The organism is Ligilactobacillus hayakitensis DSM 18933 = JCM 14209, from assembly GCF_000615845.1.
Classification (GTDB): Bacteria; Bacillota; Bacilli; order Lactobacillales; family Lactobacillaceae; genus Ligilactobacillus; species Ligilactobacillus hayakitensis.
Genome location: NZ_BAML01000035.1, coordinates 1 through 13,285, shown reverse-complemented (window position 1 = coordinate 13,285; position 13,285 = coordinate 1). Strand labels below are relative to the sequence as shown.

At 34.0% G+C, this 13,285-nt stretch carries 14 protein-coding genes and 1 pseudogene; 13 read left to right on the top strand and 2 right to left on the bottom strand.

All coding sequences use genetic code 11. The annotated features are described in order from the left end of the window. Window positions 1-67: 67 nt before the first annotated feature. Window positions 68-772, bottom strand: coding sequence for a type 1 glutamine amidotransferase (locus tag JCM14209_RS07585; RefSeq protein ID WP_025022884.1), 705 nt, complete (start codon window positions 770-772; stop codon window positions 68-70). Between the two features lie 2 nt (window positions 773-774). Beyond that, window positions 775-2,124, bottom strand: coding sequence for a Mur ligase family protein (locus JCM14209_RS07580; protein ID WP_025022883.1), 1,350 nt, complete (start codon window positions 2,122-2,124; stop codon window positions 775-777). A 175-nt stretch (window positions 2,125-2,299) separates the two neighbouring features. Between JCM14209_RS07580 and JCM14209_RS07575 the strand changes: the two genes are divergently transcribed. The 13 genes and pseudogenes from JCM14209_RS07575 to JCM14209_RS07515 all read left to right on the top strand — a co-directional run bounded on the left by JCM14209_RS07575 (window position 2,300) and on the right by JCM14209_RS07515 (window position 13,167). Continuing rightward, window positions 2,300-2,878, top strand: a complete 579-nt coding sequence (locus tag JCM14209_RS07575) for a thymidine kinase (protein ID WP_025022882.1) — start codon at window positions 2,300-2,302, stop codon at window positions 2,876-2,878. A gap of 11 nt (window positions 2,879-2,889) precedes the next feature. Further along, window positions 2,890-3,975, top strand: coding sequence for a peptide chain release factor 1 (gene prfA, locus JCM14209_RS07570; RefSeq protein ID WP_025022881.1), 1,086 nt, complete (start codon window positions 2,890-2,892; stop codon window positions 3,973-3,975). Next, window positions 3,968-4,846 carry a peptide chain release factor N(5)-glutamine methyltransferase gene (prmC, locus tag JCM14209_RS07565; protein WP_025022880.1) on the top strand — a complete coding sequence of 293 codons (879 nt, stop codon included), beginning with the start codon at window positions 3,968-3,970 and terminating at the stop codon, window positions 4,844-4,846. The genes prfA and prmC overlap by 8 nt, the downstream gene beginning before the upstream one ends. After that, entirely contained in the window at window positions 4,821-5,846 is a 1,026-nt protein-coding gene (locus JCM14209_RS07560; RefSeq protein ID WP_025022879.1) for an L-threonylcarbamoyladenylate synthase, read from the top strand. The genes prmC and JCM14209_RS07560 overlap by 26 nt, the downstream gene beginning before the upstream one ends. 64 nt (window positions 5,847-5,910) lie before the next feature. Beyond that, complete coding sequence (gene upp, locus JCM14209_RS07555; RefSeq protein WP_155830697.1) at window positions 5,911-6,540, top strand: uracil phosphoribosyltransferase; 630 nt, start codon at window positions 5,911-5,913, stop codon at window positions 6,538-6,540. Between the two features lie 213 nt (window positions 6,541-6,753). Then, window positions 6,754-7,466 (top strand): annotated as a pseudogene (atpB, locus tag JCM14209_RS09465) (F0F1 ATP synthase subunit A). An 18-nt stretch (window positions 7,467-7,484) separates the two neighbouring features. After that, window positions 7,485-7,706: a F0F1 ATP synthase subunit C gene (atpE, locus tag JCM14209_RS07545; protein ID WP_025022877.1), complete on the top strand. Its 222-nt coding sequence runs from the start codon at window positions 7,485-7,487 to the stop codon at window positions 7,704-7,706. Between the two features lie 56 nt (window positions 7,707-7,762). Next, window positions 7,763-8,290, top strand: coding sequence for a F0F1 ATP synthase subunit B (gene atpF, locus JCM14209_RS07540; RefSeq protein WP_025022876.1), 528 nt, complete (start codon window positions 7,763-7,765; stop codon window positions 8,288-8,290). Further along, a complete protein-coding gene (gene atpH, locus JCM14209_RS07535) occupies window positions 8,277-8,819 on the top strand; it encodes an ATP synthase F1 subunit delta (RefSeq protein ID WP_025022875.1) in 543 nt (180 codons plus the stop codon). Before atpF ends, atpH begins: the two co-directional genes overlap by 14 nt. 21 nt (window positions 8,820-8,840) lie before the next feature. Then, a complete protein-coding gene (gene atpA, locus JCM14209_RS07530; protein ID WP_025022874.1) occupies window positions 8,841-10,352 on the top strand; it encodes a F0F1 ATP synthase subunit alpha in 1,512 nt (503 codons plus the stop codon). Between the two features lie 20 nt (window positions 10,353-10,372). Continuing rightward, a complete protein-coding gene (locus tag JCM14209_RS07525; RefSeq protein WP_025022873.1) occupies window positions 10,373-11,308 on the top strand; it encodes a F0F1 ATP synthase subunit gamma in 936 nt (311 codons plus the stop codon). 19 nt (window positions 11,309-11,327) lie between these two features. Further along, the gene (gene atpD, locus JCM14209_RS07520; RefSeq protein ID WP_025022872.1) at window positions 11,328-12,734 is read left to right on the top strand and encodes a F0F1 ATP synthase subunit beta; all 1,407 of its coding nucleotides are present in this window, start codon (window positions 11,328-11,330) and stop codon (window positions 12,732-12,734) included. Window positions 12,735-12,747: 13 nt separating this feature from the next. Next, entirely contained in the window at window positions 12,748-13,167 is a 420-nt protein-coding gene (locus tag JCM14209_RS07515) for a F0F1 ATP synthase subunit epsilon (RefSeq protein ID WP_025022871.1), read from the top strand. Window positions 13,168-13,285: the final 118 nt, after the last annotated feature.

The following is a 13,285-nucleotide window of genomic DNA, read 5'->3' as shown; positions in this document are numbered from 1 at the left end:
ATGTTTTTATAAGAAACATAACCTTAAGGTTTTTTATATTTATAATATTGTTAACCTTACTTTATTATTAGTAAGTAAATTTGATTTCTAAATTTTCTTGTTCGGACAAGTCCGCATTTGGGTATTTACGTTTGAGTGCAGTCAATAGGATTCTTTTTGCAAGATTCCCGTTTCGCGCTAAGATAGGACCGTGGAAATATGAACAGTACACATTTTTGAAAATTGCACCTTCAGATTTATCTTTTCCGTTATTACCATGACCTTGTTGAATAATTCCCAGTGGTTTTTCTCCTTCTCCTAAGTAGGTAACACCATTGTGATTTTCAAACCCATGGTAAATTTCACCGGTTTCTTCGTTTTTAATTATGATATCACCAATAAAGCGGTTATTAATTTGGCTTTCAGTGTAATGTGGAAGAGCATGAATTCCTTCGATTCTTTCACCATTTGCACCAATATAGTACTTTCCTAGTAGTTGGTACCCACCGCAAATTGCTAAAATAGGACCGCCATCATTAATGAATGATGTGATACTATCTTTTTTTGATTGAATATCTTTTGAAACAATGACTTGCTCGTAATCTTGGCCACCGCCAAAAAATGCGATATCGAATTTTTTAGGATCAAATGTATCGTTTAATGAGATGATTTCACTTGTAAGTTCGATATTCATTTTTTTAGCATAATATTCTAAAACAAGAACATTGCCAATATCTCCGTATGTGTTAAGTAAGTCACCATAAAGATGAGCTAAATGTAATTGATACTTCATAATTAGTCCATGCCTCCATCAATATAGCCTTGGTCAGAAAGAAGTTTACGTAATTGTAAGACTGCAGTATATGTTGCTAAAACATATACATTTTTTGTAGGCATCCCTTTAATAAATTCTAGAACATCAGTGAGTTTTTCGCGTTGATCAAAGTTTTCTTCAGGAACGCCAGCAACACGTAATCTAAAAGTGATGTCGCGATATCTTTCTCCACCGGTTAAGACCGAAGGGATTTTATCAAATGGTAGATTTTCAAAATTCCCATCCCAAATCCAGCTAGTATCAATGCCATCAGCATAGTTAGCATTTAAAAGAACTGCAAGTGAGAAAGGTTCTTTATCTGTTTTAATCATTTCTAATACTTGGTCTAGACCTACCGGATTTTTAACTAAAATTAAAGTAACATTTTTATCGTTTAGTTTGAAAACTTCTTGACGACCAAATACTTTTTCATCATTTGAACTCAAAGCATGTGTTGCTTGAGAAGCAGCAACTTCTAATTCCATACCGACAGCATATGCAGCTAGTGCATTGTAAATATTGTACGTACCACCAATATGTAGATGGATAGCTTCATTATTAATCTCAAAAGTTGAATCTTGTGGGGTTTGGTCAATAACCTTTGTTACTTTATAAGTAAGTTTAGGACGTTTAAAGTCACAATTTGGACAGTAATACTTGCCTAAATTACTATAAATTCTATTTTTATAATGTAAGATATTTTGGCAGTGAGGACATAGAAGGCTGTCGGTATTGGCAGGTGCCATTTGCTCTTTGTCGTCCTTATCATCAAAACCATAATAAATTACTTCATTTTCCAAATCACGGCTGTTGAATATAGGAGCATCTCCATTAGCAATGATTTTTGCTTGAGGATGCATCCGTACACCTTTTAAAATTTTTTCATATGTTGAATATATTTCACCGTAGCGATCCATTTGGTCACGGAATAAGTTAGTGAAAACAAATATGGAAGGGGTGATGTATTCACAAATAATCGGAACATTTGCTTCATCGGTTTCTAAAACAGCAATTTTTTTACCAGATTTACCTTTCTTGGCAGTCAAAAATGCAGAAACAATACCTTGTTTCATATTTGAACCACTTGGATTTGTTAGAATATTTGGATACTTTTCTTGTAAAACTTTTACGGTTAATGCAGTGGTTAAAGTTTTTCCGTTTGTACCAGTTAAAATAACAATTTCATAGTCTTTAGCTAATGTACCTAGAACATCTGGGTCGATAGAAAGAGTAATTTTTCCTGGAAGAGAAGTACCACCATTTGTAAATTTGTGTAAAAACCAATATGAAGATTTTCCAGCGAAAATTGCAGCTGAACTTTTTAAACTCATGTAAAGGTCCTCCAACTTTTATTATTTCAATGTTATCATGATAACATATATAGAAGAGTTTTCATATTTATAAAGTTTTCGTGATTAATAATTAAACAATATAATTTCATGGATGAATTTTCTGTCAAAATAATATATACTTATTTTTAGATGAATTTTTAAGGAGGGAATTTGAGTGGCACAGTTATTTTTTCGTTACGGCGCTATGAATAGTGGAAAAACAATTGAAATTCTTAAAGTTGCTCATAATTATGAGGAACAAGGAAAGAAAGTCATGATTTTTACTAGTGGTTTAGATGATCGTGATGAGATAGGTGTTGTTTCAAGTAGAATTGGAATGAAACGACCAGCTACTCCAATTTTTGACGAAACAGATATTGTTGAAGAAGTTTTAAAAAATGATGAGAAAATATCGTGCGTGCTCGTTGATGAGGCTCAGTTTTTATCGAAAAATCATGTGTTACAGTTAACAAAGATTGTTGATGAATATGGCATTCCAGTCATGGCATTCGGATTAAAAAATGATTTTAGAAATGAATTGTTTACCGGTTCAAAATATTTATTGTTGTACGCTGATAAAATTGAAGAAATGAAAACAATTTGTTGGTTTTGCAATAAAAAAGCAATTATGAATTTAAGAGTAAATGATAATAAACCGGTATATGAGGGTGACCAAATTATGATTGGTGGAAATGAGACTTATTACCCTGTATGTAGAAAACATTATTTTAAACCAAAATTAAGTAAATTTTAAAGGAGATAGAAATGGATAAGTTATTTGATAGATTACAAATGCTTGAAGATCGATATGAAGAGTTAGGAGAACTCTTATCAGATCCTGATGTTATTTCAGATACAAAACGTTTTACAAGCCTTTCAAAAGAGATGGCTGATTTACGTGAAGTTGTTGAAAAATACAACAAATACAAGGAAGTTATTCAACAAATCAAGGATGATGAAGAAATGTTAAATGATGGCCTTGATGATGATGAGATGACAATGCTAGTAAAAGAAGAGTTATCTGCTGCTAAAGATGAAAAGGTTACGCTAGAAGAAGATATTAAAGTGTTACTTTTACCTAAAGATCCTAATGATGATAAAAACATCATCATGGAAATCCGTGGTGCTGCTGGTGGTGACGAAGCTAGTTTGTTTGCTGTTGATTTATTTACAATGTACAGTAAGTATGCTGAAAAACAAGGTTGGAATATTGAAGTCATCGATAAAACTACGACTGAAGTTGGTGGTTTCAAGGAAATTGCTTTAATTATTAATGGTAACAGCGTATGGTCTAAATTAAAGTATGAAAGTGGTGCTCACCGAGTACAAAGAATTCCAGTAACTGAATCTGCGGGGCGTGTTCATACATCAACAGCAACGGTTGTTGTAATGCCTGAAGAAGAAGATGTACAAATTGAACTAGATCCAAAAGATATTCGTGTTGATGTTTACCGTGCATCTGGTGCCGGTGGACAACATATTAACAAAACTTCATCAGCCGTACGTATGACTCACTTACCTACAGGGATTGTTGTTGCGATGCAAGATCAAAGATCACAACAACAAAACCGTGAAAAAGCAATGAAAATCTTGAAAGCCCGTGTTTATGATTACTACGCTCAACAAGAACAAAGCGAACATGATGCAACAAGAAAATCTGCTGTAGGTACAGGTGATCGTTCAGAACGTATCAGAACATATAATTATCCTCAAAACCGAGTAACAGATCACCGTATTGGTTTATCATTAAATAAATTAGACCGAGTGATGAACGGTGAATTAGATGATGTCATTGATGCTTTAGTATTATTTGAACAAACTAAAGCAATGGAGAAACTTGAAAATGAATAGTGTCTTCACTTATTTTAAAGCTCAGCAATGGGCTTTTTCTTATGTAAAAAATAAAGATGTAACAAATGAAGAGATAGATCGTATTTTGTGTGGTTTAAAAGGCTGGAATACGACTGATTTGTTGATTAATTATCAAACTGAAATGCCTGAAAATGAATTTGAAGAATTTAAGGCTTTATTAGATAGATTTATTCAGGGAGAACCAATTGCATATTTGCTTGGCTTTCAAAGTTTTTATGGACTAAATTTGAACGTTTCATCAGATACTTTAATTCCTAGACCCGAAACCGAAGAACTTGTTGATTGGATATTAGAAGATAACGATATAAATCAAGGATTATCAGTTTTAGATATAGGTACCGGGACTGGCGCAATCGGATTAGCCTTAAAACAAAATTCTGCAAATTGGAATGTGATGTTGTCAGATATTTCTGATAAAGCATTAAGAGTAGCGAAGCAAAATGCTAAAAATTTAGGGTTAAAAGTTGAGACTGTACAAAGTGATTTAACACAAAATATTGATGGTAAATTCGATATCATAGTGTCTAATCCGCCATATATTGCTGAAGATGAAAGAAAGTATATGGATGAAAGCGCAATAAACTTCGAACCACATTTAGCCTTATTTGCTGAAAATAACGGATTAGCACTGTATGAAAGGATTGCTACAGAGATTAGTAAGAATTTAAAAAATAATACGGTGATTTACTTAGAGATTGGATTTAAACAAGGAAATGCAGTCAAAAAAATATTTCAAAAAGAATTTCCTAAAGCTAAAATAACTGTTAAGAAAGATTTTTATGATAATGATCGCATGGTTAGAATCAAGTATAGGGGTGAAAAAGATGCAAATGACGAAAATATATACTAAAAATGATATTAGAAAAGCGGCTTTGGAATTGAAAATGGGAGAATTAGTAGCTTTTCCGACAGAGACTGTTTATGGATTAGGGGCTGATGCAACAAATGAAAAAGCGGTAAAAAGAGTTTATCTTGCAAAAGGACGTCCATCAGATAATCCGTTAATTGTAACTGTTTCTTCAATAGAAATGGTGGAACGTTTTGTTGGTGAAATATCTACCGATGCTAAAAAATTAATGGAAAATTTTTGGCCAGGTTCACTTACAATAATTTTAAATATTATTCCAGGTAGTTTAAGTGAAACTGTGACTGGGGGCTTGAAGACTGCAGCATTTAGAATGCCTAAAAATCAAGTTACACTAGATTTAATTTCTGAATTGGATCGACCTTTAGTTGGACCATCAGCAAATTCATCGGGAAAGCCAAGTCCAACTACTGCTGAGCACGTATTTCATGATTTAGAAGGTAAAATTAGCGGAATTGTAGATGATGGGCCTACTACAGTTGGGGTTGAATCGACAATTATTGATATGAGCACGGATATTCCCACAATATTACGTCCGGGAGCAGTAACTCCAGAAGACTTAGAAGAAATTTTAGGGAAAACGGTAATTAGTGATAAACATAAAGTTAAAGATAAAGAAACTCCAAAAGCTCCAGGAATGAAATATAAACATTATGCTCCTAATGCTCAAGTTTTAATTGTTAAGGATAATGATTGGCAAGAAGCATTAAAGTTTGCTCAAGAAAATAAAGATGAAATAGCGCTATTAGCCACAGAGGATATTTTAAAGAATGCAAAAATTAAATTGAAATATTCATTGGGAAAAGATGAAAAGAGCGCAGCTAAAAATCTATTTGCAGGTTTACGCTATTTTGATGATATGCCACAGGTGAAGTATATTTTAGCTAAGGAATTTGTGTACGATGGATTAGGCATGGCTTATATGAACCGCTTAAAAAAATCTGCAGGAAATCAGTTTTTTAATGTAGATTTAGTAGAAAATTAAGTGTTTTTTGTTTACAATAAGAATGAATAATCTATAAATGATAGGAGTTTTTACAATGGATAAAATTAAGAATTTTCATGTTTTAGATCACCCTTTAATTCAACATAAATTAACAATTATTCGTGATGAAAATTGTGGGACACGTGAATTTAGAGAAGTTGTCAATGAAATTGCAGAATTAATGGTGTACGAAGTATCACGTGATATGCCGCTTGAAGAGGTAGAAATTAAGACTCCTGTTTCAAAAACAACTCAAAAACGTTTAGCTGGTAAAAAAGTAGTTGTTGCACCAATCCTTCGTGCCGGGATTGGGATGGTTGATGGTGTTTTGGAATTGATTCCGTCTGCTAAGGTTGGACACATTGGAATGTATCGTGATGAAGAAACATTAAAGCCACATGAATATTTCGTTAAAATGCCAGATCAATTAGAAGATCGTGAAATTATTGTTGTCGATCCAATGTTAGCAACTGGTGGTTCAGCAATAATGGCTGTAGATGCACTCAAAAAGCGCGGAGCAAAGAGAATTAAATTTGTTTGCTTAGTTGCTGCGCCTGAAGGGGTCGAGGTATTTGCTAAAGCACATTCAGATGTAGAAATTTATGCAGCATCATTAGATGATTGCCTAAATGAAGATGGATACATTGTTCCTGGTTTAGGTGATGCTGGCGATAGATTGTTCGGTACAAAATAAAAGAATAAGTAAAAAATGATATTGCTATTTTTTGATAGAAGATATAATTTGTTATAATTTTTTTTTAGGATAATATTAATTTTTATGTAATTATATCTTGTTTTTTCTATCTAAAAGGTGGTATCATTTTTTTGTATCCTAATATTTATCCCATTTTAGGATAAACATACTAGCATTATTTGCTGGATTTAATCTGAAAAGAGGTGAGATTTGGTGAATGAAGAACCTAATATCGTTACGTATTTTGGAATCCCATTTAATGTAGGAAATGTTACATCAGGTTTAATAACTGCGGTTTTAATGTTTTGTCTACTTTTTTGGCTTTCACGTAAAATCCAAATGAAACCAACAGGTAAACAAAACGTTATTGAGTGGATCATTGATTTTACTAACGGTATTATCAAGAATGCTCTACCGATGAAGAAGGGAAAAATTACAGTTTATTGGCGTTTACGCTTTTTGTTTTTATTTTCTTATCAAACCAGATTGGGTTGATATTTGAATTTGAATATAACGGACATGAATATTTGAAGAGTCCAACTTCAACGCCAATTACAACTATCACATTGGCATTTATGGTGATTTTACTTTCCCATTATTTAGGGGTTAAGAAGTTTGGTTTTGGAGGATATATTAAGAATTCATATTTAAGTCCAATGCCAGCTTTATTACCAATCAGTATTTTAGAACAATTTACCAATTTCTTAACTTTGGCATTACGTTTGTATGGAAATATTTTTGCGGGTGAAGTTTTACTTAAGTTAATCTTTAGTTTAGCTAAATCACATGGAATTTTAACATACATTCCTGCTATACCATTGGAAATTCTTTGGCAAGGATTCTCAGTATTTATTGGTAGTATCCAAGCATATGTCTTTGTCACATTGACAATGGTATATATTTCTCAAAAAGTTGAAAAAGAATAATCTAAGGAGGATTTTATAATGAGTGGATTAGCTTTAATCGGTGCAGGTTTAGCTGCAGCAGGTGCTGCTATCGGTGCAGGTATCGGTAACGGTCTTGTTATTTCAAAAATGTTGGAAGGTATGTCACGTCAACCAGAACTATCTGGACAATTACGTAGTAACATGTTCATCGGTGTTGGTTTGATCGAAGCTGTGCCTATTATTACAATCGTTGTGGCATTCTTATTACTTTCAAAATAATAAGTTCTCGATTTAATTTATAAAGTAATTATTAGATTGAGGAGGTGTCAGTAGTAATGAACACAACATTTTTATTAGGTGCCGCTGAATCCGGTGTAGCGTGGGGAGATTTTATCTTTTATATCTTCACATTTTTAATTCTTTTAGCATTAGTTAAGAAATACGCTTGGGGACCTGTTACTGAAATGATGGAAAAACGTTCTCAAAAGATTTCAGATGATATTGATTCTGCTGAAAAAGCACGTCAAGATGCTGAAGACTTATTAGCTAAACGCGAAGCTGCATTAAAAAATTCACGTGTTGAAGCTTCAGAAATTATTGATAGAGCTAAGAAAAATGGTGAACAACAAAAAGCTAATATTATTAGTTCTGCTCAAGATGAAGTACAAACATTAAAGTCTAACGCTAAAAAAGATATTCAACAAGAACGTCAAGAAGCATTAGATAGTGTAAAAAATGATGTGGCTGAATTATCTATTGAAATTGCAACAAAGATTATTCGTAAAGAACTAACTTCAAAAGACCAAAAGGCCTTAGTTGATTCATACATCGAAGGGTTGGGAAAGCAAAATGAAACTAGATAATCAAACCGTGGCACGTCGTTACGGAAAGGCTTTGTTTGATGTTTCACTTGAAAAAAATACTCGTGAACAATTGAGTTTAGAATTGAGTGAGTTAAAAAAGTTTTTACATAATGTACCACAATTTAAAGATTTTATTTCAAGTAATGCAATTAAACCAGATGCAAAAACTGAAATGATGAAAACTTTAACTAAAGATACTTCAGATTTGTTAACTAATTTATTAAATATGTTATATGATTATAAACGTTTAACAAATTTAGAAGATATCATTAATGAATTTGACAGATTAAATGACGAGTTTGAAAAGACAGTTCGTGCTTCAGTAACAACTGCAATCAAACTAGATGAAGATCAAAAGAAAAGACTTGAATCTTCGTTTGCTAATGTTGTTGGTGCAAATAAAGTTATTTTTAATCAAAAGATTGATGAATCGATTATTGGTGGTGTAATTTTAAAATCAGAAAGTTACATTTATGATGGATCTATTAAATCTAAGATTGAACGCATCAAACGTCTGTTATTAAAATGATTTTAAAGAGGTGAAACTTTTATGAGCATTAAGGCTGAAGAAATCAGTGCTCTAATTAAACAACAATTAGCAAATTATCAAGATGAGCTTACCGTTGATGAAGTTGGTACTGTTACTTACATTGGTGACGGTATTGCTAGAGCAAATGGATTAGACAATGCACTTGCAGGTGAATTAGTTGAATTTGAGGATGGTACTTTTGGTATGGCTCAAAACCTCGAATCCAATGATGTAGGTATCATCATCTTAGGTTCATATAAAGGAATCCGTGAAGGTGACTCTGTAAAACGTACTGGTCGTATTATGGAAGTTCCTGTAGGTGAAGAACTAATTGGTCGTGTTGTAAATCCTTTGGGACAAGCAATCGATGGATTAGGTGAAATTAAAACAAATAAAACACGTCCGGTTGAACGTAAAGCACCAGGGGTAATGGAACGTAAGTCAGTTACAGAACCATTACAAACTGGTTTAAAAGCTATTGATGCATTAGTGCCAATCGGTCGTGGACAACGTGAATTAGTTATCGGGGATAGAAAAACAGGTAAAACTTCAGTTGCAATTGATACAATTATCAATCAAAAAGATCAAGATATGATTTGTATCTACGTTGCAATTGGACAAAAAGATTCAACAGTTCGCTCATCTGTTGAAACATTACGTCAATATGGCGCAATGGATTATACAATTGTTGTTTCAGCTGGGCCATCATCTCCTGCGCCATTATTATTCTTAGCTCCATACGCAGGCGCTGCTATGGGTGAAGAATTTATGTTTAATGGGAAACATGTATTGATTATTTACGATGATTTGTCAAAACAAGCAGATGCTTATCGTGAATTATCACTTATTTTGAGAAGACCACCTGGTCGTGAAGCTTATCCTGGTGACGTATTCTACTTACACTCACGTTTATTAGAACGTGCTGCTAAGTTAAGCGATGAATTAGGTGGAGGCTCAATGACAGCCTTACCATTTATTGAAACTAAAGCAGGGGACGTATCTGCATATATCCCAACTAACGTAATTTCAATCACTGATGGACAAATTTTCTTAGATAGTGATCGTTTCTATTCAGGTGTTCGTCCCGCTATTGATGCCGGAACATCCGTTTCACGTGTTGGTGGGGATGCGCAAATTAAAGCTATGAAGAAAGTTGCTGGTACCTTACGTACAGACTTGGCTTCATACAGTGAATTAGAATCATTTGCACAATTTGGTTCAGACTTAGATGAAGCTACACAAGCAAAATTAAATCGTGGTCGCCGTACTGTTGAAGTGTTAAAACAACCACTTCACAAGCCATTACCAGTTGAAAAACAAGTGGTTATTTTATATGCATTAACACACGGATATTTAGACGCAGTTAATGTTGATGATGTTCTTGATTTCCAAGATGGGTTGTTCGAATACTTCGATAATAATAATCAAGATCTTCTTAATGAAATTACTGAGACTGGACAACTTCCAGATACAGATAAGTTAGATGCTGCTATTAGCGATTATGTAGCTACATTCCAAGCAAGCGCAAAATAAAGAAAGAGTGGTGAAATTACATGCCAGCTTCTCTACAAGAAGTTAAACGTCGTATTGATTCTACAAAGAAAACGCGTCAGATTACTAGTGCCATGCAAATGGTTTCTACAGCAAAGCTAAGTCAGATTCAAAAACATGCGACTAGTTATCAGGTATATGCCACTAAGATTCGTAGTGTAATTACGCATCTTGCTAAATCACATTTATTGGATTCAAAAAATTTTGGCACAACAAATGCCAATGATAGTAAATTAAACACGTTAGGAATGTTAAGACAACGACCAGTTAAAACAACTGGGATTGTTGTAATCACATCTGATCGCGGTCTGGTTGGAAGTTATAATAGTAATGTTATTAAGCAAACACTTCAACTAATTGAAGATAATAATCGAACTCCAGACGATGTTGCAATTATTGCAATTGGTGGTACTGGTGCTGATTTCTTCAAGAAAAGAGGATTTAATGTTGCTTATGAGTACCGTGGTGTTAGTGACATTCCTACGTATAAAGATGCTCGTCCTTTAGTTGAAGCAATTGTAACAATGTTTGATAGCGAAGTTTATGATGAATTATATGTATGTTACAGTCATTTTGTTAACTCGTTAACTTCAGAATTTAGAGCTGAAAAAATGTTACCAATTGCGGCTGAAAATATGGGTTATGACGACCTTGCTGAACAAGCTGATTCTAATTACAGTATTCAATATGAAACTGAACCGTCAGAAGATGCAATCTTGGAAGTTATATTACCTCAATATGCAGAATCATTAGTATATGGAGCTATTTTAGATGCAAAAACATCAGAACATGCTTCTAGTTCTACTGCGATGAAAGCTGCTTCGGACAATGCAAAAGATTTAATTGCATCATTAGAATTGCAATATAACCGTGCAAGACAAAGTGCAATTACAACTGAAATCACAGAAATTACTGGGGCTCAAGCGGCCCTAGAATAAAACAGGAGGAATGTACGAAATGAGTACTGGTAAAGTAGTTCAAGTTATCGGACCTGTTGTCGATGTTCAATTTCCTCTAAGCGAATCACTACCAGATATTGACGACGCTTTACGTGTAAAACGTGAAGATGGTACAGAATTAGTTATTGAAGTAGCTCTTGAATTAGGTGACGGGGTATTACGTACCGTTGCTATGGACTCAACTGACGGCCTTAAACGTGGTGCCGATGTTGAGGCTACAGGTTCATCAATTAGTGTACCGGTCGGTAAAGATACTCTTGGACGTGTATTTAACGTTTTAGGGGAAACCATTGATAATGGTCCAGAATTTGATAAAGATCATCCTAGAAACCCAATCCACCGTGAAGCTCCTAAGTATGATCAATTAAATACAGGGGTTGAAATTCTTGAAACAGGGATTAAGGTTATCGACTTATTAGCACCTTATATTAAAGGTGGGAAAATCGGTTTATTCGGTGGTGCCGGTGTTGGTAAAACAGTTTTAATCCAAGAATTAATTCACAATATTGCACAAGAACATAATGGTATTTCAGTATTTACTGGTGTAGGGGAACGTACTCGTGAAGGTAATGACCTATACTTTGAAATGAAAGAGTCAGGAGTTCTTGAAAAAACAGCGATGGTATTCGGACAAATGAACGAACCGCCTGGAGCACGTATGCGTGTTGCGCTTACAGGTTTAACATTAGCCGAATATTTCCGTGATGTAGAAGGTCAAGATGTGCTCTTATTTATTGATAACATTTTCCGCTTCACACAAGCTGGTTCTGAAGTTTCAGCCTTATTAGGACGAATTCCTTCAGCCGTGGGTTATCAACCAACTCTTGCAACTGAAATGGGTCAGTTACAAGAACGTATCACATCAACAAAGAAGGGTTCAGTTACATCAATCCAAGCGGTTTATGTTCCTGCTGATGACTACACTGACCCTGCTCCAGCAACTACATTTGCTCACTTAGATGCAACTACAAACTTGGAACGTTCATTAACTCAAATTGGGATTTATCCTGCGGTTGATCCTTTAGCTTCAACTTCAAGTGCTTTGGCACCTGAAATTGTCGGAGAAGAACATTATCAAGTTGCAACAGAAGTACAACATGTATTACAACGTTATAGAGAATTGCAAGATATCATCTCAATTCTTGGGATGGATGAACTTTCTGATGAAGAAAAGGTTATTGTAGCTAGAGCTCGTCGTATCCAATTCTTCTTATCACAAAACTTCCACGTTGCTGAACAATTTACAGGTACACCTGGCTCATATGTTCCTGTTGAAGAAACAGTCAAGGACTTCAAAGAAATTCTTGAAGGTAAGTATGACGACTTACCTGAAGAAGCATTCCGTGGTGTTGGTGATATAAATGATGTAATTGAAAAAGCAAAGAAAATTTCAAGTAATAACTAAGGAGGGAATTTGAATGGATGAAAAATCTGTTTTAACTATTAATGTAGTTACTCCTGATGGTAGTGTTTATGATAGCACTAGTCATTTAGTTATTTGTAAAACAACAGACGGTGAAATTGGTATTATGCCTAATCACGTTCCATTGTTAGCATCATTAGCAATCGACGAGATACGTGTAAAAAAAGAGGATGAAAGTTATGATGAAATCGCAGTTAGTGGTGGTTTTATCGAATTTTCAAATAATACTCTAACTGTTGTAGCTTCGGCTGCAGAAAGAAAAGAAGGAATCGATGTTTCTCGTGCTATGCGTTCAAAACAAAGAGCTGAACAACGAATTCGTGAAGCTGAAGATTCTGGAAATGATATCGACTTACGCCGCGCAGAAATTTCTTTACGTCGTGCAGTAAATCGTTTAAATGTTTCAAATCATTGATAAAAAGGACTGGTTTTTCCAGTCCTTTTTATTTTGTTGAGAAAAAATCATATTTAAATATAATATATTTTATGATATTATTATTTCGTTATTTAAATTGGAAGGAATGATTTAAATG

What these genes read in the sequence shown, in the direction of transcription:
- atpE (WP_025022877.1), top strand. Translation starts at nt 7,485, where the DNA reads ATGAGTGGATTAGCTTTAATCGGTGCAGGTTTAGCTGCAGCAGGTGCT.
- JCM14209_RS07585 (WP_025022884.1), bottom strand. Translation starts at nt 772, where the DNA reads ATGAAGTATCAATTACATTTAGCTCATCTTTATGGTGACTTACTTAAC.
- atpD (WP_025022872.1), top strand. Translation starts at nt 11,328, where the DNA reads ATGAGTACTGGTAAAGTAGTTCAAGTTATCGGACCTGTTGTCGATGTT.
- atpA (WP_025022874.1), top strand. Translation starts at nt 8,841, where the DNA reads ATGAGCATTAAGGCTGAAGAAATCAGTGCTCTAATTAAACAACAATTA.
- JCM14209_RS07525 (WP_025022873.1), top strand. Translation starts at nt 10,373, where the DNA reads ATGCCAGCTTCTCTACAAGAAGTTAAACGTCGTATTGATTCTACAAAG.
- JCM14209_RS07560 (WP_025022879.1), top strand. Translation starts at nt 4,821, where the DNA reads ATGCAAATGACGAAAATATATACTAAAAATGATATTAGAAAAGCGGCT.
- prmC (WP_025022880.1), top strand. Translation starts at nt 3,968, where the DNA reads ATGAATAGTGTCTTCACTTATTTTAAAGCTCAGCAATGGGCTTTTTCT.
- JCM14209_RS07515 (WP_025022871.1), top strand. Translation starts at nt 12,748, where the DNA reads ATGGATGAAAAATCTGTTTTAACTATTAATGTAGTTACTCCTGATGGT.
- JCM14209_RS07580 (WP_025022883.1), bottom strand. Translation starts at nt 2,124, where the DNA reads ATGAGTTTAAAAAGTTCAGCTGCAATTTTCGCTGGAAAATCTTCATAT.
- atpF (WP_025022876.1), top strand. Translation starts at nt 7,763, where the DNA reads ATGAACACAACATTTTTATTAGGTGCCGCTGAATCCGGTGTAGCGTGG.
- atpH (WP_025022875.1), top strand. Translation starts at nt 8,277, where the DNA reads ATGAAACTAGATAATCAAACCGTGGCACGTCGTTACGGAAAGGCTTTG.
- prfA (WP_025022881.1), top strand. Translation starts at nt 2,890, where the DNA reads ATGGATAAGTTATTTGATAGATTACAAATGCTTGAAGATCGATATGAA.